This is a genomic window from Mycobacterium sp. (assembly GCF_032159765.1).
In the GTDB taxonomy this organism is placed as follows: domain Bacteria; phylum Actinomycetota; class Actinomycetes; order Mycobacteriales; family Mycobacteriaceae; genus Mycobacterium.
The window spans coordinates 39,805-62,737 of sequence record NZ_JAVHWM010000130.1; the positions used below are offsets into that span (position 1 = coordinate 39,805).

19 protein-coding genes are annotated in these 22,933 nt (G+C 67.3%); 14 read left to right on the forward strand and 5 right to left on the reverse strand.

Annotated elements, in window-relative coordinates; all coding sequences use genetic code 11:
- Positions 1-170: 170 nt before the first annotated feature.
- Genes QOH60_RS14395 through QOH60_RS14405 form a run of 3 tightly spaced genes read right to left on the reverse strand, consistent with a single transcriptional unit; the run spans position 171 to position 4,288 of the window.
- Positions 171-2,018, reverse strand: coding sequence for an ArnT family glycosyltransferase (locus QOH60_RS14395; protein ID WP_526421410.1), 1,848 nt, complete (start codon positions 2,016-2,018; stop codon positions 171-173).
- A gap of 22 nt (positions 2,019-2,040) precedes the next feature.
- Entirely contained in the window at positions 2,041-3,606 is a 1,566-nt protein-coding gene (locus tag QOH60_RS14400) for a sensor histidine kinase (protein ID WP_526421412.1), read from the reverse strand.
- Complete coding sequence (locus tag QOH60_RS14405) at positions 3,584-4,288, reverse strand: response regulator transcription factor (protein WP_526421503.1); 705 nt, start codon at positions 4,286-4,288, stop codon at positions 3,584-3,586. The genes QOH60_RS14400 and QOH60_RS14405 overlap by 23 nt, the downstream gene beginning before the upstream one ends.
- Positions 4,289-4,436: 148 nt before the next feature.
- Between QOH60_RS14405 and QOH60_RS14410 the strand changes: the two genes are divergently transcribed.
- The 7 genes from QOH60_RS14410 to smc are packed head-to-tail and all read left to right on the forward strand — an operon-like array spanning position 4,437 to position 11,444.
- Positions 4,437-5,030, forward strand: a complete 594-nt coding sequence (locus QOH60_RS14410) for a hypothetical protein (protein WP_526421414.1) — start codon at positions 4,437-4,439, stop codon at positions 5,028-5,030.
- A gap of 20 nt (positions 5,031-5,050) precedes the next feature.
- Positions 5,051-5,629 carry a YceD family protein gene (locus tag QOH60_RS14415; RefSeq protein ID WP_526421416.1) on the forward strand — a complete coding sequence of 193 codons (579 nt, stop codon included), beginning with the start codon at positions 5,051-5,053 and terminating at the stop codon, positions 5,627-5,629.
- The gene (rnc, locus tag QOH60_RS14420; RefSeq protein ID WP_526421418.1) at positions 5,626-6,318 is read left to right on the forward strand and encodes a ribonuclease III; all 693 of its coding nucleotides are present in this window, start codon (positions 5,626-5,628) and stop codon (positions 6,316-6,318) included. Before QOH60_RS14415 ends, rnc begins: the two co-directional genes overlap by 4 nt.
- Entirely contained in the window at positions 6,311-7,165 is an 855-nt protein-coding gene (mutM, locus tag QOH60_RS14425; protein ID WP_526421421.1) for a DNA-formamidopyrimidine glycosylase, read from the forward strand. Before rnc ends, mutM begins: the two co-directional genes overlap by 8 nt.
- Before the next feature lies 1 nt (position 7,166).
- Positions 7,167-7,574, forward strand: coding sequence for an OsmC family protein (locus QOH60_RS14430; RefSeq protein WP_526421423.1), 408 nt, complete (start codon positions 7,167-7,169; stop codon positions 7,572-7,574).
- On the forward strand, positions 7,567-7,845 hold the full coding sequence (locus QOH60_RS14435) for an acylphosphatase (protein WP_526421425.1): 279 nt from the start codon (positions 7,567-7,569) through the stop codon (positions 7,843-7,845). The genes QOH60_RS14430 and QOH60_RS14435 overlap by 8 nt, the downstream gene beginning before the upstream one ends.
- Positions 7,846-7,856: 11 nt before the next feature.
- Complete coding sequence (gene smc, locus QOH60_RS14440) at positions 7,857-11,444, forward strand: chromosome segregation protein SMC (protein ID WP_526421427.1); 3,588 nt, start codon at positions 7,857-7,859, stop codon at positions 11,442-11,444.
- A gap of 775 nt (positions 11,445-12,219) precedes the next feature.
- Here the strand turns inward: smc and fni are convergent.
- Entirely contained in the window at positions 12,220-13,299 is a 1,080-nt protein-coding gene (gene fni / locus QOH60_RS14445; protein ID WP_526421429.1) for a type 2 isopentenyl-diphosphate Delta-isomerase, read from the reverse strand.
- 28 nt (positions 13,300-13,327) lie between these two features.
- Here fni and ftsY point away from each other — a divergent pair, with 28 nt between their 5' ends.
- The 7 genes from ftsY to QOH60_RS14480 all read left to right on the forward strand — a co-directional run bounded on the left by ftsY (position 13,328) and on the right by QOH60_RS14480 (position 22,052).
- Positions 13,328-14,578: a signal recognition particle-docking protein FtsY gene (gene ftsY, locus QOH60_RS14450; protein WP_526421431.1), complete on the forward strand. Its 1,251-nt coding sequence runs from the start codon at positions 13,328-13,330 to the stop codon at positions 14,576-14,578.
- A 216-nt stretch (positions 14,579-14,794) separates the two neighbouring features.
- Positions 14,795-16,144, forward strand: coding sequence for an ammonium transporter (locus QOH60_RS14455; RefSeq protein ID WP_526421505.1), 1,350 nt, complete (start codon positions 14,795-14,797; stop codon positions 16,142-16,144).
- The gene (locus QOH60_RS14460) at positions 16,141-16,479 is read left to right on the forward strand and encodes a P-II family nitrogen regulator (protein ID WP_526319244.1); all 339 of its coding nucleotides are present in this window, start codon (positions 16,141-16,143) and stop codon (positions 16,477-16,479) included. Before QOH60_RS14455 ends, QOH60_RS14460 begins: the two co-directional genes overlap by 4 nt.
- 4 nt (positions 16,480-16,483) lie before the next feature.
- Complete coding sequence (locus QOH60_RS14465; protein ID WP_526421433.1) at positions 16,484-18,946, forward strand: [protein-PII] uridylyltransferase; 2,463 nt, start codon at positions 16,484-16,486, stop codon at positions 18,944-18,946.
- Between the two features lie 43 nt (positions 18,947-18,989).
- Entirely contained in the window at positions 18,990-19,427 is a 438-nt protein-coding gene (locus QOH60_RS14470) for a DUF4190 domain-containing protein (protein WP_526421435.1), read from the forward strand.
- Between the two features lie 25 nt (positions 19,428-19,452).
- On the forward strand, positions 19,453-20,985 hold the full coding sequence (gene ffh, locus QOH60_RS14475) for a signal recognition particle protein (protein WP_526421437.1): 1,533 nt from the start codon (positions 19,453-19,455) through the stop codon (positions 20,983-20,985).
- Positions 20,982-22,052, forward strand: a complete 1,071-nt coding sequence (locus tag QOH60_RS14480; RefSeq protein WP_526421439.1) for an amidohydrolase family protein — start codon at positions 20,982-20,984, stop codon at positions 22,050-22,052. The genes ffh and QOH60_RS14480 overlap by 4 nt, the downstream gene beginning before the upstream one ends.
- Here the strand turns inward: QOH60_RS14480 and QOH60_RS14485 are convergent.
- Positions 22,049-22,924, reverse strand: a complete 876-nt coding sequence (locus tag QOH60_RS14485; RefSeq protein ID WP_526421507.1) for a D-alanyl-D-alanine carboxypeptidase family protein — start codon at positions 22,922-22,924, stop codon at positions 22,049-22,051. The genes QOH60_RS14480 and QOH60_RS14485 overlap by 4 nt on opposite strands.
- Positions 22,925-22,933 lie beyond the last annotated feature (9 nt).

A 22,933-nucleotide genomic window follows, 5' to 3' on the forward strand; every position in this document is an offset into this window, starting at 1 on the left:
TGCGCGCTTGTCTGGGCTGTGATTCTGGCTCTGGTGGCGGTTTGGTATCCCGACCACCTGCAGATTTTTCTTCTGGTGGGCTTTGGCTGGCTGATCGGCTGGATCTCGGCAACGATTGCCAGGTCGGTTTATCCGCCACCGAACGGCACAGGCCGCTAAACCGACGCTGACTATTCGGATCCCGACGTGAGGTCGTAAAGGGTGACGCCGTCGACGTCCCGGGGCGGGAACGTGGCGGTCACCCATGACGCGATGTCGGCGGCCTCGTGGCTACCGCTGGATGCGCCGCCCCGCGGACCGCGCATCCTGCCTCCAATGAAGAAGTGAATCTTCTTGTCAGTCACCAGTTTCTGGAACTGGTCGAGTGTCGGTGCAGGGTCGGTGCCGTTGAAGCCACCGACAGCCATCACCGGAAAGCCGGTCGCTAACTGATACCCCGCGGCGTTGGCGGAGGTGACGGTCGCCGCCGCCCACGTGTACTGAGCGGCGTCAGCGCTCAGTACGGCAACGAGTGCGGAGGACGGCTCAGCGGAGTCGAGGAAGCCGAACCCGCCGCCGCCCCGTGACGTCGGGGAGATGTTGACGCCCGGGATCGCGCCGCGGTGCGGGGTCAGCGCCGTCCCGACTGAATATGCGGCGGGCCCGGCCAGACACGCTGCCAGCGCGACGACGGCGGCCCCGCGGGCCACCCCGCGAGGCAGCCGTCCGCTGACGAGGAGCAGCACGGCAGCGCCGACGCCCCCGACGGCGATGGCCGCCCGCAGCCACGACGGCGCAGCCGAGTCGCGGCCGAGCAGCACGCAGGCCAGTGCGGTGGTCAGAATAACCGCGCCGGACAGCGCGGTGGCGGCGCGGACGTCGTCTCGCCGGCGCCACAGCAGCGGTGCGCCGAGGCCGACGCCCGCGGCCACCGCAGGCGCCAATGCCACCGTGTAGTAGGGGTGAATGATCCCGCTCGAGTAGGACAGCACGGCCCCGGTCACGAGAAGCCAGCTGCCCCACAGGATGCCGGCGCCGCGAACGGCGTCGGTGCGCGGCGCCCGTCGCGTGATGACGAACGCGGCGCCGATGTTGATCAGTGCGGCAGGGATGAGCCACGCGATCGAACTTCCCATTCCGCTGCCGAAGAGCCGTCCCCATCCGACATCGAAATTCATATTGCCCAGGCCGCCGGTCTCGTTGCCGGTTAGTCGGCCGAAACCGTTGTAGCCCAATGCCAATTCGATGATGCTGTTGTGCTGCGAGCCGCCGATGAACGGCCGCCGGTCCGCAGGCCAGACGGTGGCCAGCAACAGATACCAGCCAGCCGACACCACGAGCGCAACAGTGCCTGCTGCCATTCGTGCCACCCGCGTCCGCACCGGCGCGTGCGCCGTCAGCAGGTACGTCAACGCGAAACCGGGTGCCACCAGAAGGGCCTGGCCCATCTTGGCCAGGAATGCGAAGCCGATCGCGAACCCAGCAAGGGGCAGCCACCAACGGCCACTGTCCTTTTCGCACGCGCGCTGCACGCAGTACGCCGCGCCGACGAGGAGCAGCACGAGCAGTGCGTCGGGATTGTTGAAGCGGAACATCAGTGCGGCAACCGGTGTCAGCGCCAAGACTGATCCCGCCAACAACCCGGCACCCGGTCCGTTGATGCGACGTACTGCTAGGTAAACCAGTGCGACTGCGGCCACTCCCTCGAGTGCCTGCGGTGCCAGCACGCTCCAGGAGTTCAATCCGAACAGCCTGACGGACAGACCTGTGACCCACAGCGCGCCGGGGGTCTTGTCGACCGTGATCGCGTTGGCCGCATCGCTGGATCCGAACAGAAAGGCGGTCCAATTCTGCGAACCGGCCTGCGCCGCAGCCGAATAGAACGCGTTGGCCCATCCGCTCGCGGCCAGGTTCCACAGGTACAGCACTGCGGTGGCGGCCAGCAGCCCGACGAGCGCCACACGATGGAGAGTCACTCTTGGGCGCTTCGACGCCTGCAGCGGTGCGGCGACAACAGGTTGCGGCGCAGTCAGCGTCATGACTCGATCGTCGTGTAGCTGGCTAGGCGCCGGATTTGTCATCGCTGTGCGGCGGCTGTGAGCGGGGAAGCTGGACGACGAACGCCGTGTCACCGGGAGCGCTGTGCACGTCGATAGTCCCGTGATGGGCCTTGATCACGGCGTAGACGATCGCGAGCCCAAGGCCGGTGCTGCCTTCTCGTCGCGACCGCGAGCTGTCGCCACGGGCGAAGCGCTCAAAGATCTCCGGCTGCAGTGATTCTGGGATTCCCGGTCCGTTGTCGGTGACCGTCAACACCGCCATGCCGTTGCCGTCGCTGGCGAGCGAGGTCTTGACCCTGGTGCCGGCGGGGGTATGCGTGCGGGCGTTGGCAAGCAGATTGACCAGCACCTGTTGTAGCCGTGGCGCGTCGCCGGTGACGACCACCGGCTCCTCAGGCAGCTCCAACGACCAGTTGTGATCGGGCCCGGCGACATGTGCGTCGGCGACGGCGTCGATGACCAGCTGAGACAGATCGACGGGATCGCACTCCAGCGGCCGCCCGTTGTCTAGCCGGGCCAACAGGAGCAGGTCCTCGACCAGATGGGTCATCCGTACCGCCTCGGATTCCACTCGCCCCATCGCGTGGGCAACCTCGGCGGGCACGTCGTCGCGGCGACGTTGAGCCAGTTCGGTGTAGCCCCGGATCGCCGTGAGGGGGGTCCGCAGTTCATGGCTGGCGTCGGCGACGAACTGACGCACGCGCATTTCGCTTGCGTGTCGCACGGCCAGCGCGGCCGAGATCCGTTGGAGCATACGGTTTACCGCTGTTGCAAGCTGTCCGACCTCGGTGTGCGCCGCGGCCGGATCGACGGCGACCATCGGCGCGAGTCTGACTTCTCCGCGCTCGAGTTCGAGGTTAGCGACCTCCAGCGCAGCCGCTGAGACCCGCGACACCGGGGCCAGCTGGCGGCGGATGATCACGATTCCGACCGCGATTGCCGCGACGAGCGCGATACCGGCGACGATGGCGAAGATCGCGCCGACCGTGAGCAGCGTGTTGTCGACGGGCGCCATCGGGAGGCCGGACACGATCGTCTTGCCCGTGCGCGAAAACCGGGCGACAACCCGGTATCTCCCAAGCCCGTCGAGGTTCCTGGTCACGGGGCGGCCGTCGGGGGCGATTCTGGCCAGCTCGGTGGCAGCAGCCGCGCTGATGTTCTCTCTGGTTCCGTTCTGGCTGATGACGCCCGCGCGGAGCACCTGTCCGCCGATGGCGATCGCTCCGACGGTCCCGGTTGCCTGACCCGGCGCGCCGAGAAACGGAGGGCCCGGCCCGTTTTCGGGATCGAGGATCGGTGGCCGCCGCGGGTAGCCGGGCGGGGGAGGTGGCGGCGGTCCAAGGTCGGTGATCACCGCCGAGCGATGGCCGGCGTCGATTACCTGCTCGTCGAGCTGGCCCATCAAGAACCGGTGCAGAGCAAGTTCCGTGCCGACGCCGATGCCTACGCACACCACGGCCAGCAGACTGACCACTGCCACCAGCAGCCTCGTGCGCAGCGACCACGTGCTTGGCGGCCGCAGGCGCCAGCCGCCTCGCCGTGCCTCAGTCGGCGGGTTTGAGGACATAGCCCGACCCGCGCAGTGTGTGAATCATGGGTGCGCGGCCGCTGTCGATCTTCTTACGCAGGTAGGACACATACAGCTCGACGATATTGGAGCGGCCGCCGAAGTCGTAACTCCAGACCCTGTCAAGGATCTGGGCTTTGCTCAAGACCCTCTTGGCGTTGCGCATCATGAATCGCAGTAATTCGAATTCCGTTGTAGTCAAAGCGATTTCGACCCCTGCGCGGGTCACTTCGTGGCTGTCCTCGTCGAGCACGAGATCGCCCACGACGATCCTGGCGGCACCGGGTTCTGCGGCCACGCCGGTGCGGCGCAGGAGCGCGCGCAGACGCAGAATCACCTCCTCGAGGCTGAACGGCTTGGTGACGTAGTCGTCGCCACCGGCGGTCAGACCGGCGATGCGGTCCTCCAGCGCGTCTTTGGCGGTCAGCAGCAACAACGGCAGACCGGGGATCTGTTCACGAAGTTTGCGAAGCACGTCAAGCCCACTCATGTCGGGCAGCATGACGTCGAGCACCACGACGTCGGGCGCCTCTTTGCGGGCCGACGCGATCGCCGAGATGCCGTCGCTGGCCGTCGACACGGTCCAGCCTTCGTATCGCAGGGCCATCGTCATCAGCTCAGCCAGGACGGGTTCGTCGTCGACGACCAGCACGTGGATGGGGCTGCCGTCGGCGCGTTGCATGGCGGGAGCGTTGGACACGTCAGCGATTATCAGTGCTTGGAGTGAGCCTGCACTGTGCCGGGCCTATGTCCCCGCTGTGAATGGCCTGCATAAGAGACGCTGAACCGACGCACAGCTGACTCCCATATTCGGGCGACACGCTTGCGGCATGGAGTCAGATTCGCCAGCACAGCAGCCCACCAACGCGTGGGGATCGCCGCAAAGTTCGCGGTGGTCCAAACGGCAGACACTGGCCGCGGTCGGAATAGCAGTAGTGATCGGGGGTCTCGGCGGCGCCGCGATCTTCGCGGCCACCGGTGGCGACGCCCGTGCGGCGGGCCCGGGACGGCATGCCGGCCAGTGGGGACCAGGTGCTCCGGGCGGCGGCCCAGGCGGCCCAGGCGGACCCGGTGGCGGTTGGCAATCGGGCGGGCCGGGTGGTCCGGGACGTGCCGCGCCGCTTCACGGCGAGTTCGTCGTCTTCGATGAGGACGCCGGCTACATCACAGAGATGACGCAGACCGGCGTCGTCACGTCCGTCTCGGACACGTCGCTCACCGCCAAGAGCGCGGACGGATTCACGCAGACCTACGTGCTGGCCTCCGGCGCCACGAAAGGGCAAGTGGAGGTCAACGACACGGTCAGCATCCGCGCGACGAAGGCTGACGGGCAGGCGACTGCCACGTTTGTGGCCGAGGGCGACGGTCCCGGCGGCCCGGGCGGTCCGCCGCCGCTGGGGCCGGGCGGTCCGCCGCCGCGTTAACGGCCTCCTACCATGGAGGCATGGCCACGCAGTCGCGCGCGTCAATCCCCAATCTTCCAGGGTCGCCGCTCACCTTTGACGTCTTGAGGCTTCCCCGTCGTCCCGGCTCCATGCATGCCGTTCAGCTCACCGTGCCGAGTCCGTCGCGCATCGGCCTGGACCTCATCGGGATAGCGAAGGGTGCTCCGCTGGAGCTCGACCTGCGGTTCGAGTCGGTGTCGGAGGGGGTGCTGGTCACCGGAACGGTGTCGGCACCGACCGTCGGGGAGTGCGCACGATGCCTGACGCCGACCACAGGCGAGATCGAGATCCATCTCATCGAGCTGTTCGCATACCCGGACAGCACCACCGAAGCGACCACGGAGTCCGACGAGGTCGGGCACATCGTCGACGACACGATCGATTTGGAGCAGCCGCTGATCGACGCGGTCGGGCTGGAGTTGCCGCTATCGCCGATCTGCAGCGACGACTGTGCCGGCCTGTGCCCGGAGTGCGGTATGCGGCTGGACGACGCCGAACCGGGGCACCACCATGACCAGATCGATCCGCGGTGGGCGAAACTGTCGGGGATGTTCGATCAAACACCTGACGGCTCGTGAGCGAGTCACGGCAGGCGCTGATCACGGCACTGGGGGTGGAGCTGCCCGAAGACCTGCTGACGCTTGCGCTGACACACCGCAGTTATGCCTACGAGCACGGCGGCCTTCCGACCAACGAGCGCCTCGAGTTCCTCGGGGACGCGGTGCTGGGGCTGACGATCACCGACGAGTTGTTCCACCGCCACCCGGAGCGCTCGGAGGGTGATCTGGCCAAGCTGCGGGCCAGCATCGTCAACACCCAGGCACTGGCCGACGTCGCCCGCGGCCTCACCGACGACGGGCTCGGGGCATACCTGCTCCTCGGCCGCGGTGAGGAGAACACCGGCGGCTCGGACAAGTCGAGCATCCTGGCCGACACCACGGAGTCGCTGCTGGGCGCGGTGTACCTGCACCACGGCATCGTCATCGCCCGCGATGTGATCCTCCGGCTGTTCGCCGGGTTGCTCGACACGGCGCCGACGCTGGGCGCGGGCCTCGATTGGAAGACCAGTCTTCAGGAGCTCACCGCAGCTCGGGGGCTCGGTGTCCCGGTGTATCTCGTCACCTCGACCGGGCCCGACCACGACAAGCAATTCACGGCGACCGTCGTCGTCGTGGACACCGAGTACGGCGAAGGGGTTGGGCGGTCCAAGAAGGAGGCCGAGCAGAAGGCGGCGGCCGCGGCGTGGACCGCACTCGACAGTGCCTGAGCTTCCCGAAGTCGAAACCGTCCGCCGCGGGTTGGCCGCCCATGTCACGAACCGGGAGATCACCGCGGTGCGTGTGCATCACCCGCGCGCGGTGCGCAGGCACGAAGCCGGCGCCGCAGACCTGACCGCCCGGTTGCTCGGGCAGCGCATCGTCGGCACCGGCAGGCGGGGAAAGTACTTGTGGCTCACCATGTCTGACGGCTCGGCGCTGGTGGTGCACCTCGGCATGAGCGGGCAGATGCTGCTGGGTCAGGTGCCGCGCTCCGACCATGTGCGCATTGCCGCGCTGCTCGACGACGGCACCGCGCTGAGCTTCGTCGACCAACGGACGTTCGGGGGGTGGATGCTCGCGGAGATGGTCGAAGCCGACGGCACCGTCGTGCCGACGCCGGTAGCCCATCTCGGACGGGACCCGCTCGATCCGCTGTTCGACGCCGAGGGCGTCGTTAAGGTGTTGCGGGGCAAGCACTCTGAGCTCAAACGCCAGCTTCTGGACCAGACGGTGGTGTCGGGCATCGGCAACATCTACGCCGATGAGGCGCTGTGGCGGGCGAAACTCAACGGCGCGCGGATTGCGTCCTCGCTGAGCCGCGCGAAGTTGCGGAGCGTGCTCGACGCGGCCGCAGAGGTGATGGGTGACGCCCTCGATCAGGGCGGCACGTCGTTCGATTCTCTTTATGTCAACGTCAACGGCGAATCCGGGTACTTCGACAGGTCACTCGACGCCTACGGGCGCGAGGGCATGCCCTGTCGGCGCTGCGGTGCGGTGATCCGCCGCGAGAAGTTCATGAACCGCTCGTCGTTCTACTGCCCGCGCTGCCAACCTCGCCCCCGACCGAAAGGCTGAAATGACGGAATTGTGGGTCCAACGCACGGGCGTGCGCCGCTATACCGGCCGCAGCTCCCGCGGCGCCCAAGTGCTGGTGGGCAGCGAGGACGTCGAGGGCGTCTTCACCCCCGGTGAGCTGATGAAGATCGCATTGGCAGCGTGCAGCGGCATGAGCAGCGACCAGCCCCTGCGGCGGCGCCTCGGCGACGACTACGCGGCCACGATCCGGGTATCCGGCGACGCGGACCGGGACAACGAGGTCTACCCGCTGCTCGAGGAATCTCTCGAGGTCGACCTCTCAGGCCTCTTGGACGACGAAGTGGAACGGCTCGTCACCGTCGTCACCCGGGCCGTTGACCAGGTCTGCACCGTAGGCCGGACCCTGAAGGCTGGGACGACGGTGACGTTCGAGGTCAAGCGTGACTGAGGACGCCCGGCTCACCGCCTGGGTGCGCGGCCATGTGCAGGGTGTTGGCTTCCGCTGGTGGACCCGCTCCCGCGCGCTCGAGCTCGGGCTGACGGGCTATGCGGCCAATAAGGCCGACGGCCGGGTCTTGGTGGTGGCGCAGGGCCCGCGCGAAAAATGCCAGCGTCTGCTCGACCTTTTGCAGGCCGGCAACACGCCGGGAACCGTCGACAACGTGCTCGCGGACTTCTCTGAGCGCACGGAAGCCATCTCCGGGTTCTCGGAGCGCTAGTCTCACACCTCGTGCACCTCAAGAGTCTGACGCTGAAGGGCTTCAAGTCCTTCGCCTCACCGACGACTCTTCGTTTCGAACCGGGCATCACCTGCGTCGTCGGCCCCAACGGGGCGGGCAAGAGCAACGTCGTCGACGCCCTGTCGTGGGTGATGGGCGAGCAGGGTGCCAAGTCGCTGCGGGGCGGCAAGATGGAGGACGTCATCTTCGCGGGCACGTCGTCGCGCGCGCCGCTGGGCCGCGCCGAGGTGACCGTCACGATCGACAACACCGACAACGCGCTGCCAATCGACTACACCGAGGTGTCGATCACCCGGCGGATGTTCCGCGACGGTGCCAGCGAGTACGAAATCAACGGCAGCGCTTGCCGTTTGATGGATGTGCAGGAACTCCTATCCGACTCGGGCATCGGCCGCGAGATGCACGTCATCGTCGGCCAGGGCAAGCTCTCCGAGATTCTGGAAGCGCGTCCGGAGGACCGCCGGGCGTTCATCGAGGAAGCCGCCGGGGTGCTCAAGCACCGCAAGCGCAAGGAAAAGGCGGTCCGCAAGCTGGAATCGATGTCGGCCAACCTGGCCCGGCTGACCGACCTCGCCACCGAGCTGCGGCGCCAGCTCAAACCGCTCGGCAGGCAGGCCGAGGTGGCCCGCCGCGCGCAGACGATCCAGGCAGATCTGCGCGACGCCCGGCTGCGGCTGGCGGCCGACGATCTGGTGACCCGCCGCAATGAGTTCGCCGGGGTCGGTGACGCCGAGGCGGCGCTGCGCCGCGAGCACGACGAAGCCGCCGCGCTGCTGGAGGCCGCCACAGCCGAGTACGCCGGTCACGAGGACGCGGTAGCCGCTCTGACCGATCGCGCCGAACACGCACAGCAGACCTGGTTCCGGTTATCGGCGCTGGCCGAGCGAGTAAGCGCCACCGTCCGCATCGCCACAGAACGTGCGCAGCATCTGGACACCGAGCCGGCTCCGACTTCCGGCGTCGACCCCGACATGCTGGATGCCGAAGCCGACGAGGTGGCTGCGACGGAAGGCCGGCTGGTCGCCGATCTGGGCGAGGCCCAGGCCCATCTCGAGGGTGCGCGTACTCAGATGGCGGAGGCCGAGCGCGTCGCCGCTGAAGCGGAGAAGGCCCACCTGGCTGCCGTGCGGGCCGAAGCCGACCGGCGCGAAGGCCTGGCGCGGCTGGCCGGCCAGGTCGACACGATGCGCACCCGCGTGGATTCGACCGACGAGGCGGTCGGCAGGCTCACCGATGCCATCGACGAGGCGGCGTCACGCGCGCAGCAGTCGCAGGCCGAATTCGAGACCGTGCGGGCCAAGGTCGGTGCGCTCGACGAGGGGGAGAGCCGCCTCGACGAGCACCACGATCGGTCCGTTGCTGCCCTGCGCCTGGCCGACGAGCGGCTCGCGGAGCTGCAGGCCGCCGAGCGCAGCGCAGAACGTGAGGTCGCGTCGCTGCAGGCCCGCATCGAGGCACTCTCCGTCGGACTCGATCGTAAGGACGGGGCAGCGTGGTTAGCTGAAAACCTCGTTGACGCAGGTTTTTTCGGATCGCTCGCGAAGCACGTCAACGTGCGCACCGGCTATGAAGCAGCGGTTGCGGCTGTCCTTGGTGCGGCCGCCGACGCGATCGCCGTGGAAGACGCCGCGGTCGCCCGTTCCGCGGTTGCGGCGCTCAAGCAGTCTGACGGCGGCAGGGCGGCGATCGTGCTCGGCGATTGGCCGGCGCCCGCCGATCCGCGCCCGGTCGCGCTGCCCGCTGGCGCGGTGTGGGCCGTCGACCTCGTCGAGGCATCCGAGAAGCTTCGGCACGCGGTCGCAGCGATGCTGTCGGGCGTCGTAGTGGTCACCGACCTGCACGCCGCGCTGGATCTCGTCACCGCGCACCCGCAGCTGCGCGCCGTCACGCCCGACGGCGACCTCGTCGGCGCCGGCTGGGTCAGCGGAGGCTCTGACCGGCGCCCCAGCACCTTGGAGATCACCTCAGAGATCGGCAACGCGCGCAATGAGCTGTCGGCAGCCGAGACGCGGCAGCGTGAGCTCGCCGCAGCGCTGGCCGGGGCGCTGGCTGAGCAGAACGACCGCCAGGACGCTGCCGAGCAGGCGCTGGCGGCCCTCAACGAGTCGGACGCGAGGATCGCCTCGGCCTACGAGCAGTTGGGGCGTCTCGGCCAGGATGCGCGCACCGCCGACGAGGAGTGGCGCCGTCTGACCGAACAGCGCGAGGAGCTGGAGGCCACGCGTGCGCGGACCGTCGAGGAACTGACGGACCTCGAACAGCGGCTCGCCAACGCCCAGCATGCGCAGGACCCGGTTGCTGACGACTCCGCCGAGCGCCAGGCGAGCATGGCTGCCGCCGAGGCCGCGAGGACCAACGAGATCGAGGCGCGGCTGGCGGTTAGAACTGCCGAGGAACGCGTGAATGCTGTTCGGGGACGGGCGGATTCGCTGCGACGGGCGGCCGCCGCCGAACGAGAGGCGCGGGTTCGGGCCGAGCGGGCCAAACAGGCGCGACGCCATGCTGCTGCGGTCGCAGCCGCGGTCGCCGAGGCGGGCCAGCAGGTGGCGTTGCAACTTTCGCAGGCCGTCGCTGCCGCGTCGCTGACCCGCGACGGCTTGGCGGCCGAACGCACACAGCGCGCCGCAGCGCTTTCCGCGATCCGCTCGACGGTGGCCACGCTGAACACCAAGATCAGCGCCCTGACCGAGGCCCTGCATCGCGACGAGGTGGTCAAGGCGCAGGCGGCGCTGCGGATCGAACAGCTCGAGGAGCATGTTCTCGAACAGTTCGGCATGGCCTCTGCCGACTTGATTGCCGAGTACGGGCCCGATGTGCCGTTGCCGCCACCGGAACTCGAGGTTGCCGAATACGAGCAAGCCCGCGAGCGCGGCGAGCAGGTGACCGCGCCGGCGCCGATGGCCTACGACAGGCCCACCCAGGAACGCCGGGCCAAGCGCACCGAACGCGAACTCGCCGAGCTGGGCCGGGTCAACCCGCTGGCCCTCGAGGAGTTCGCCGCGCTCGAGGAGCGCTACAACTTCCTGTCGACGCAGCTGGAAGACGTGAAAGCCGCACGCAAGGACCTGCTCGGCGTGGTGGCCGACGTCGACGCGCGGATCGTGGCGGTGTTCACCGAGGCCTACATCGACGTCGAACGCGAGTTCCGGGCGGTGTTCGAGGCGCTGTTTCCCGGTGGTGAGGGCAGGCTGTTGCTGACCGATCCCGATGACATGCTGACCACCGGCATCGAAGTCGAGGCACGCCCGCCCGGCAAGAAGATCAAGAGGCTCTCGCTGTTGTCCGGCGGCGAGAAATCGCTCGCCGCGATCGCGATGCTGGTGGCGATCTTCCGTGCCCGCCCATCGCCGTTCTACGTGATGGACGAGGTCGAGGCCGCGTTGGACGACGCGAACCTGCGCCGGCTGCTGTTGCTGTTCGCCGAGTTGCGCGCCCAGTCGCAGCTGCTCGTGATCACACACCAAAAGCCGACCATGGAGGTCGCCGACGCGTTGTACGGCGTCACGATGCGCGACGACGGCATCACGACCGTGATCTCGCAGCGGATGCGCGGCCAGGAACTGGTGGGCACGGGCTAGCGCTGACTTGGCTCGTGTTTGCAGATCTACGTATTTCGCCCGCGGGTCTGTGTCATCGTTCAGGTTATGAGCAGCAAGTTCACAGGGTGGGCGAGAGCGATCATCGCTGTGTGCCTATCCGCGGGAATGCTTGCCGGTGCGGGCCCATCCTGGGCACGCCCGCCATATCCGCTCGCTCCGGTGTGCACGAACTGGCTCTTCAATGGATTCACCCAGCTGACCCGCAGTGATGGTTGGGTCATGTGGTTCATCTCAGACAACGCAGGGGTGCCCGAGACTGCAAGGTTCAACAAACCACTCCCAGACGGAGGGTTTTCGAACGGCCCACTAGTGGGCGGTATCCAGGGAACGGCCATGAACATCAGGGAGCAGGTAACCGGAGACCCAGTTTGGACGCTGTGGGCGGGCAACATTGATCAGGCCGGTAACGCGTCCGGCATAATCGAGAACTCCAGCACGTCAGGAGTCACCTGGCACACAAATGCGCCCTTGAGGTGCCAGTCGGCGCCACCATCCCTTCAGGGCCCGACTGTTTCGTGGGACTACTGGCCTGGGGGCGTCACCGCCCATATCACGGACCGCAGTGGGATCGATGCCCAATGTACTTACACCGCCGACTGGTACGACCGCAGCTTTTTCCTGCCCGCCAACTCCACATACGACCTAGTGATCTGGCCGGCTATACCGGAACACCGGAATTGGCACATCACGATCGCCTGTGACAACGGCACAAGGACAGAAACCACGACGTTCTTCTGAGTGGACCGCGCCGCAGCTAGGCGATCTGCGTCAGTCCGATTGCCCGCAGCGCCGCCAAATCGCCTGCACCGCAACCATGTAGGCATATCTGCAGTTCCTCGATGAAGTTGTGCAGCCAGTCGGACACCGCGGACGCCGACGCGATCGCGGGCGCGAGTAACGGCCGTGCGATCGCGACCACATCGGCACCCAGCGCGATCGCCTTGGCGGCATCCATGCCAGTGCGGATGCCCCCGGACGCGACCAGCGCAACGTCGGGCAGCGCAGTTCGCACCTCGACGATCGCTTGTGCGGTCGGCACACCCCAGTCGGCCAGTTCGGGGTGGCGGAGCTCGCCGTAGCGCACGAATTGCTCCACCCGCGACCATGACGTGCCGCCTGCGCCGGCCACGTCGAGCGCTGCCACCGGCAGCTCACCCGGGATGCGGATCAGCTCGGCCACCGCGGCCGCGCCGAGGCCGTGTCCGACCTCCTTGAGCAGGATCGGATAGCCGAGCGAGGAAGCGACATCGCGCAACCGCGTGATCGACCCCGAGAAGTCGGTGTCACCGCCGCTCTGCATGGCTTCCTGGAGCGGATTGGTGTGCACGGCCAGCGCATCCGCGCCGACGCGGTCGAGCGCCCTGACGAGGTCAGGCAGCGCCGACTTGGTCAATTGAGACAACCCGATGTTGCCAACGAGCAGGACATCGGGCGCGACGTCGCGGACCGCGAAACTGGCGGCAGCGCGTTCGCCCAGAGCGCTGTCGAGCATGATCCGCTGCGAGCCGAGCATCATCCCGACGCCCAGCTCGTGCGCGGCGGCCGCCAGGTTGCGGTTGATCGTGCCGGACAGCTCCGCCCCGCCCGTCATCGCTCCGACGAGCACCGGCGCGCGCAGCCCTACGCCGAGGAAGCCGGCGGAGAGGTCGATCTCGTCGAGGCTGGTCTGGGTCAGCGCGTTGTAGGGCAGCGCATAGCGCTCCAAACCCGTGGTCAACGAGCCATTGTCGACGTCCTCGGTCAGGCAGACGTCGATATGCCTGCGCTTGCGCCCGGCCAGCGAGCCGAGCGAGGCTTGTCCGAGCGACCGTCCTGCACTGGGGCCGATCGTCATCGCCTGACGCCCTTGGGAGAATGGCGGCGTGGGAGAAAGTCTGTGGGTCGCACTCGCTGTCGTCGCCGTTCTGCTCGTAGCCGCGCTCGTCGTTGGCCTGGTGTTGTTCCGGCGGCGGCGCATCAGCCTCGCAAAGACAGACACCACCACTCGTGAGGATCGCTCCGGCGGGTACACCGCCTCGAACACCATAACGTTCAAGGAGTCGTCTCCCACGGCGACAGCCGACGAGGTCGACACCACTGGTCTGCCTGGAGTCGGGGACGACGCCGCGATTCCGCGCGATTCCGTCACGCGGCCGATCTCCGATGTGCAGCTTCCGCAGGCCGATACCGAGGCGCCGGCGGTCGAGGAGATCGCGCCCCCGGACGGCCGGCTCGAGCGCCTGCGCGGTCGACTCTCGAAGTCGCAGAACGCAATTGGCCGCAGCATGCTGGGTCTCCTCGGCGGCGGCGACCTGGACGAGGACTCGTGGCAGGACGTCGAGGACACGCTGCTGGTCGCCGATCTCGGGCCGACCGCAACCGATTCGGTGGTGTCAGCGTTGCGGTCGCGGCTTGCCAGCTCGACCGTGCGCACCGAGGCCGACGCACGCGCGGTGTTGCACGAGGTTCTGGTCCGTGAACTGCAGCCGGACCTGGATCGTTCGATCAAGGCCGTGCCACATGCGGGCGCACCCTCGGTGCTGCTGGTAGTGGGGGTCAACGGCACCGGAAAGACGACGACAGTCGGCAAACTCGCCCGCGTGCTGGTGGCTGACGGCAGGCGCGTCGTCCTCGGTGCCGCCGACACGTTCCGTGCCGCGGCTGCTGATCAGCTGCAGACCTGGGCGTCGCGGGTGGGCGCGCACGTGGTCCGCGGAGCCGAGGGCGCTGACCCCGCGTCGGTCGCATTCGACGCCGTGAGCACCGGCATCGAGGACGGCGCCGACGTCGTCGTCATCGACACCGCCGGGCGCTTGCACACCAAGGCCGGCCTGATGGACGAGCTCGGCAAGGTCAAACGGGTCGTCAGCAAGCGCGCCGCAGTGGATGAGGTGTTGCTGGTGCTCGACGCGACGATCGGCCAGAACGGCCTCGCGCAGGCGCGGGTGTTCGCTGACGTCGTGGAGATCACGGGGGTGGTGTTGACGAAGCTCGACGGCACCGCCAAGGGCGGCATCGTGTTCCGCGTGCAGCAGGAACTCGGCGTGCCGGTCAAGCTCGTCGGGCTCGGCGAGGGACCCGACGATCTCGCGCCGTTCGAGCCTGCCGCCTTCGTTGACGCTTTGCTCGGCTGACAGCAGAGAAGCGCCGTAACACCGTCGAAACGCTTGCCCGGCATCCGTTCACACGAGCGAAACACCGCAGCGTCTTAGACGAAACAACCACTCAGCATTGTCTTACCCCAGGTCAACGGACGAACTTCCGATGGCCATGACTCTGCTGCTAAGGAGAAACCGCGAGTGGCCGATTTTCCGACATGGGGTATTCCCAATACCGGTGATACCGCCTGGATGTTGACGAGCTCTGCGCTCGTCTTGCTGATGACGCCGGGCCTGGCCTTCTTTTACGGAGGTATGGTGCGCGCCAAGGGCGTGCTGAACATGCTGATGATGAGCATCAGCGCCATGGGGGTGGTGGGCATCCTCTGGGTGCTCTACGGCTACTCGATGGCGTTCGGCAATGACATCCTCGGCACGGACTATGGGGGCCTGCTCGGTGATCCCACTCAGTATTGGGGGCTCAAGGGCCTGTTCGGTGGGGTCTACACGCAGCTGACGCCGGATGCACCAGCGGTGAACGTGGCACTGGCAGGCACCATTCCGGCGACAGTGTTCGTCGCCTTCCAGGCGATGTTCGCGATCATCACCGTGGCCCTGATTTCGGGCGCGGTGGCCGACCGTCTTCGCTTTGGTCCGTGGCTACTGTTCGCGGCTTTGTGGGCGACGATCGTGTACTTCCCGGTCGCTCACTGGGTGTTCCACTTCAGGGCCGATCTCGGCGGTATCACTGCCGAAAAGGGCGGTTGGATCGCCAACAACTTGCACGTGATCGACTTCGCAGGTGGTACGGCGGTGCACATCAACTCCGGTGCTGCAGGCCTAGCGCTGTGCATCGTGCTTGGACGCCGACGAGGTTGGCCGAAGACTCCGATGAGACCGCACAACCTTCCGTTCACGATGCTGGGCGCGGGTCTGCTGTGGTTCGGGTGGTTTGGCTTCAACGCCGGATCGGCGGTGGCGTCCAACGGCGTCGCCGGGGCCACGTTTATCACGACGTTCACGGCGACAGCCACAGCGATGTTCGGTTGGCTGCTAGTGGAAAAGATCCGCGACGGCAAGCCGACCTCACTGGGTGCCGCGTCGGGCATCGTCGCCGGGCTGGTCGCGATCACGCCGTCGTGTTCGTCGGTGAACATCCTCGGCGCGATCACCATCGGACTGGTGGCGGGCATCATCTGCGCACTTGCGGTGGGTCTGAAATACAAACTGGGCTTTGATGATTCGCTCGACGTCGTCGGTGTGCACATGATCGGCGGCCTTGTCGGCACGCTGATGGTGGGCCTGGTCGGGACCGCCGCGGCACCCGCCGCGGTGAACGGCTTCTTCTATGGTGGCGGTTGGCATCAGCTGGGCATGCAGGCGCTGGGTGCATTCTCGGTGCTGTTCTACTCGTTCACCGTGGCCGCGATCCTCGCCCTCGCCATCAAGTTCACGATCGGACTCCGCGCCACAGCGGAAGACGAAGAACTTGGTATCGATGAGGCCGAACACGCGGAAACCGCTTACGATTTCGCTACTGTCGGAACGGGTACTTCACTGAGCATGGCCAACGCCATCGCCGGCAAGGAGGCAGAAGAATGAAGCTGATCACCGCGATCGTCAAGCCATTCACGCTCGAAGACGTCAAGACCGGCCTGGAGCAAACAGGAATTCTCGGGATGACGGTCAGCGAGGTGCAGGGTTACGGTCGGCAGAAGGGCCACACGGAGGTCTACCGAGGGGCCGAGTACTCGGTGGACTTCGTGCCGAAGGTGCGCGTCGAGGTGCTTGTCGACGACTCCGCGGTCGACAAGGTGGTGGACGTCATCGTGCAGGCGGCGCGTACCGGCAAGATCGGTGACGGCAAGGTGTGGGTGAGCCCGGTCGAGGCCGTCGTGCGGGTGCGCACAGGTGAGCGGGGCGCCGACGCGCTGTGAGGGGATGACGCAGCCGACGCCCGATTCCGCTGCCGGAGCCGATAATCAACACGCTCCGGCAGCGGAATCGCACAGGCCCGCAAAAGATTTGGTGGCAGCCGCCGAGCAGTTGCTGGCCGGCAGCTCCCACCTCGACAGCGCATCACTGCGTGACGCGTTACTCGATCTGCACGAGTTCTGGTTGACCACCAAGGCCACCGAGATTGGTATCACCGACACGAGCGGTTTCGCGATCGTCGCCACCGGCGGTCTCGGCCGCGGGGAATTCGTGCCGTACTCCGACCTCGACCTCATGCTGTTGCATGACGGCATGGCCGACGAGTCGGTCAGTTCGACAGCCGACCAGCTGTGGTATCCCTTGTGGGACGCCAACATTCGCCTCGACCACAGCGTCCGCACCGTGTCCGAGGCCCTGCATGTGGCCGCCGATGACATATCGGCCGGGCTGGCGATGCTGGAGGCGCGGCACATTGCAGGCAACGCCGAGCTGTCCGGTCAGCTCGCCGACGGGGCGCGACGACAGTGGCGCACCGGAATCCGCTCCCGATTTGACGAGCTGGTCGAACACACGCAGGCACGCTGGGAGCGCAGCGGACAGATCGCACACCGCGCCGAACCCGATCTCAAGTGCGGCCGTGGCGGTTTGCGCGACGTACAGCTGCTCAACGCTCTGGCCGTCGCTCAGCTCGCCGATCACTTCTCGAATCGCAGCGCCAGCAATGTGGCGGGTTCGCTGGCCGGGGCGCACTTGGCGCTGCTGAACGTGCGCACCGAACTCCACCGGATTTCGGGTCGCGGTCGAGACATGCTGCTGGCGCAATACGCCGACGAGATCGGCGCCGCGCTGCGCATCGGGGACCGATTCGACCTGGCTCGAATGCTCAGCGATGCCGCCCGCACGATCGGCTACTACGTCGACGCCGGGCTGCGCACCGCCGGAAATGCCCTGCCTCGTCGTGGGTTGGCCGCGCTGCGCCGGCCCATTAGGCGTCCACTCGACGAAGGCGTGGTCGAGTCCGGGGGTGAAGTGATCCTTGCCCGCGACGCGCGACCAGAACGCGATCCGGGACTTGTCCTGCGCGTCGCGGCTGCCGCGGCGACCGCAAATCTTCCGCTCGCGGCATCGACGCTGACCCGCCTCGCTGACACCGCGCCGGAGTTGCGTACCCCGTGGCCGCGGCAGGCGCTGAAAGACCTCCTGGTGCTGTTGACCGCGGGGCCTGCGGCCGTCTCGACGATCGAGGCGCTCGACCGAACAGGCTTGTGGGGCCGACTGTTTCCGGAATGGGGCGCAGTACGTGACCTGCCGCCGCGCGACATTGTCCACATCTGGACAGTCGATCGGCACCTGACCGAAACAGTCTCGAAGGCAGCCGCGTTCACCACCCGGGTGGGTCGGCCGGATCTCCTCGTTCTCGGCGCACTGCTGCACGACATCGGGAAGGGCCGCGGCGGCGACCATAGCGTCATCGGTGCGGAACTCGCGACGCAGGTCGGCACGCGACTTGGGCTGTGGCCGTCGGACATCGAGACGCTGTCTGCCATCGTGCGGTATCACTTGCTGCTTCCGGGCACTGCAACGCGACGGGATCTACAAGACCCTGAGACCATCACCGCCGTCGTCAACGCGCTCGACGGCGACCCGGCGCTGCTCGAGTTGCTGCATGCGCTCGCCGAAGCGGATTCGCTGGCCACCGGTCCCGGGGTGTGGGGTGACTGGAAGGCACTGCTGATCGGGGACTTGGTGCGTCGCTGCCGATTGATCATGGCCGGCGAACCGCTGCCGCACGCGGATCCTGTTGATCAGCAGTATCTTTCGTTGGCCCGCGACGGCAACGTGCACGTCGAGCTGACGCCCGGTGACGGTCAGCACATCTTCCGGGTGACCATGGTGGCGCCGGATACTCGAGGGTTGTTGTCCAAGGCTGCAGGCGTTCTCGCGTTGAACTCACTGCGCGTCCACTCCGCATCCGTCAACAGCTTCGAGGGTTCGGCGATCAACACGTTCGTCGTCTCACCGCACTTCGGGTCGCCGCCGCCGGCCGAGCTGCTGCGCCAGCAGCTCATCTCAGCAATCGCCGGAGATCTCGACGTGATCAGCCTACTGGAGCAGCGCAACGCCGAGGCCGCGCAGCACGGTCGGCGCGCGGGTGAAGTCGTGGCTGCGGTGCCGGTGAATCACGCGTCCGCGCCGCCGCGGGTTTTGTGGCACGACGGGCCGGCGCGCGGTCAGCTGCTGGTCGAGATCCGCTCCACGGACCGAACGGGCCTGCTCGCCGTGCTGACCAGAGTGTTCGAGAAGGCGGGCGTGGACATCGCTTGGGCGAAGGTCACCACACTGGGGTCGTCGGTGGACGACGTGTTCTGCGTCGTCGCGCCGTCCGGTGAGAGTCTGCGCACGACCCTCGAGCACGACCTGCTGTCGGTGCTGCCCGCACCGCGGCGGCCCGCGCAGCACGCCAGCTAGTGCGCCGGCCAATCCACGCGTTCCGCTCACTGATTCATGATCAATGAGCGATGATGAGCATCATGAAAGTACGGCGATGACGCAACCTTCTGCCAACCCGCCGCCGCAGTGGGCGCCGCAGTATTCCCAGCCGCCGGGCGGCTATTACCCGGCGTATTCGCAGGTGCCGCATACCAATTCGATGGCGGTCGCGTCCCTGATATGCGCTTTCGTGATGGCGCCGCTGGGAATTGTGTTCGGGCATCTTGCGCTGTCGCAGATCCGGCGTACGGGCGAGGAGGGCAGGGGATTCGCGATTGCCGGCCTTGCGATTGGCTACGTGGCTACTGTGCTAGGCATCTTGGGCATCATCCTGTGGTTGACGGTCTTCGCGGCGGTGACGCACGAAATCCACAACCAGTTTCCAACCTTCCAACAACCGACCTTTCCAACCATGCCAACCTTCGAACAGCCGACCACGTTTCCGTCGTTTCCGCGGTGATTCCGTAAGCCGCTAGGCTTGCCGCGTGTTTGAAACGCTGTCAGACCGGTTGACCGGTGCCCTGCAGAACCTGCGCGGCAAGGGGCGGCTGTCCGACGCCGACATCGACGCCACCACCCGCGAAATCCGGCTGGCGCTGCTCGAAGCCGATGTGTCGCTTCCCGTCGTCCGCGACTTCGTCGCCCGCATCAAGGAGCGGGCGAAGGGCGCCGAGGTCTCCGCCGCGCTGAACCCGGCCCAGCAAGTCGTCAAGATCGTCAACGAGGAGCTCATCGGCATTCTCGGCGGGCAGACTCGCCCGCTGGCCTTCGCCAAGACGCCACCGACGGTTGTCATGCTGGCGGGCCTGCAAGGCTCCGGAAAGACGACGCTTGCCGGCAAGCTCGCGAAATGGTTTATCGGACAGGGGCATACACCGCTTCTGATCGCGGCCGACCTGCAGCGCCCCGGTGCGGTCAGCCAGCTCAAGATCGTCGGGCAGCGAGCGGGAGCTACCGTCTTCGCGCCGCACCCGGGGACGTCGCCTGAAGGTTCGGTCGAGGCGGGCCCCGGCGACCCCGTCGCGGTCGCCGCGGCCGGCTTGGCTGAGGCGAAAGCCAAGCACTTCGACGTCGTAATCGTCGACACCGCCGGCCGGCTCGGCATCGACGAGGAACTGATGGCGCAGGCCGGCGCGATTCGCGACGCCGTGCAGCCCGATGAGGTGATCTTCGTCCTCGACGCGATGGTCGGCCAGGACGCCGTCGCCACCGCCGACGCGTTCCGCGAGGGTGTCGGGTTCACCGGCGTCGTGCTCACCAAGCTGGACGGGGACGCGCGCGGTGGCGCAGCCTTGTCGGTGCGTGAGGTCACCGGCGTGCCGATCCTGTTCGCTTCGACCGGTGAGAAGCTCGAGGACTTCGACGTCTTCCACCCCGATCGGATGGCCAGCCGGATCCTTGGCATGGGCGATGTGCTCAGCCTGATCGAGCAGGCAGAGCAGGTCTTCGACGCAGAGCAGGCCGAGGCGGCCGCCGCGAAGATCGGGGCCGGCGAGCTCACGCTGGAGGACTTCCTCGAGCAGATGCTGATGATCCGCAAGATGGGCCCGATCGGCAACCTGCTCGGCATGCTGCCCGGGGCGGGCCAGATGAAGGACGCGCTCGCTGCCGTCGACGACAGCCAACTTGACCGCGTTCAGGCGATCATCCGCGGCATGACGCGCGATGAGCGGGCCGACCCGAAGATCATCAACGCCTCGCGACGGCTGCGGATCGCCAACGGCTCGGGCGTGACGGTGTCGGAGGTCAACCAGCTCGTCGACCGCTTCTTCGAGGCGCGAAAGATGATGTCGCAGATGGCCGGTCAGATGGGCATGCCGTTCGCCCGCAAGGGCTCGCGGAAAGCCAAGGGGAAGAACAAGAAAGGCCGCAAGGGGGGGCGCGGGCCGACTCCGCCGAAGGTGCGGGGCATGCCCGAGGGGTTCCCGGACATTTCGCAGATGCCGCCCGGCCTCGACGAATTGCCGCCAGGGCTAGCCGATTTCGACTTGTCGAAGCTGAAGTTCCCGAAGAATTGAACCGCCTGCACGTCAGGGGCCGGGGGTTGCCGGACGGAGAGCCGGTCGAATGGTGGATCGCCCAGGGTGTGCTGTCCGCCGAACCGGGGGCCGACGCGGACACCGTGTTCGACGGCGGCTGGATCCTGCCCGGGCTTGTCGACGCGCATTGCCACGTCGGACTCGGTGAGCGCGGGCCCACCGACCTCGACGAGGCGATCTCCCAGGCCGGCACGGATCGCGACGCCGGCGCGCTTCTGTTGCGCGACTGCGGATCTCCGATCGACACCCGCAGCCTCGACGATCACGACGACCTGCCGCGCATCATTCGGGCAGGCCGCCACCTGGCCCGGCCCAAGAGGTACAGCCAGGGATTCGCCGAGGAACTCGAGGACGAGTCACAACTACCGGAAGCTGTTGCGGCACAGGCACGTCGCGGAGACGGATGGGTCAAGCTCGTCGGCGACTGGATCGATCGCGAGGTCGGCGACCTCGCGCCTCTCTGGTCGGACGACGTGCTGGTGGCAGCGATTGAGGCCGCCCACGCGAACGGCACGCGCATCACCGCTCATGTGTTCGGCGAGGACGCGCTGCCGGGTCTGATCAACGCCGGCATCGACTGCATCGAGCACGGCACCGGGCTGACCGACGACATCGTCGACCTGATGGTCGAACATGGCACCGCGCTCGTGCCGACCCTGATCAACGTCGCCAACTTCCCTGGCATCGCCGACAACGCCGCGAAGTTCCCCGCCTACGCAGCGCACATTCGCAGCCTGTACGCCAACAGCCGGGCACGCCTGGCCGCGGCGCGTGAGGCCGGTGTTCCGATCTACGCAGGCACCGACGCCGGTTCGATGATCGCCCACGGCCGCATCGCCGACGAGGTCGACGCGCTCAAGGGAATCGGCATGACGCCAACAGAGGCGCTGGGCGCCGCATGCTGGGATGCGCGCCGCTGGCTGGGCCGGCCGGCGCTGGAGCATGGTGCCTCAGCGGATCTGCTGTGCTACACCGACGATCCGCGGTCCGGAGCCGCAGTGCTCAACCGGCCGGACGTGCTCATCCTGCGCGGGCGGATGTTCTAGAGCGCTCCGATGCTGGTTTGTGGTGACTGCGCGAATCCCCAGTCGAGTAACCCGGTGGCCTGGTCCCAATACGTCGGGCCGCCAGTGACAATCAGCCCGTACATCATCGCGATCAGCAGCCGGCGTCCGTCGCGCTCCGCTTCTGCCACGTAGGTCTTGCGGGCGGCGTCGGTGAAGCCGGTCTTGCCGCCGAGCGTGCCCGCATAGCGCTGCAGCATTTGGTTCTCGTTGACGATCGGCTTGTCGCCGTCGTTCTGTGGGAACAGTGCGGCGGGCTGGGAGGTGACCTTCGCGAACACCGGGTTGGCCATCGCGGCGCGGAAGATGATCGCCAGGTCGCGCGGTGTGGTCCAGCCGGTGCCGCCCGGTCCGTCCAGCCCCGAGGGTGTCGCGGCGTGCGTGTCAGGTGCGCCCAGAGCCGTCGCTTTCGCGTTCATCTTCGCGACAGCGGTGTCGAAACCGCCCAGCATGTCGGCCAGCGTGTTGGCCGCGTCGTTTCCCGACACCAGCAGCAGCGCGTCGAGCAGCTGGCGTGCGCTATACGTGCGGCCTGGTTTGATTCCCACGCAACTGCATTCGACATGAGTGTCGGGCTCGTTGGCGATCACCGTCGCGTCGAGGTTCAGCTCGTCGAGAGCGACGAGCGCGAGCAACACTTTGATGGTGCTGGCGGGTGGGTGGCGGGCGTCGATGTCGCGACCGGCCAGCACCTGCCCGGTGTCCGCGTCGGCGACGATCCAGGCCTGGGCGGGGCCGTCGGGGAGTGCGACCGCGCCCACGGGCGGCGCATCGGAGTCGGCGGGCGCCACAGCCGGCTGGAGCCCGAACAGTGCGGTGGCGGCGATCGCGGAAACGGTGGCGAGCTTTCGCAAAATCATCGG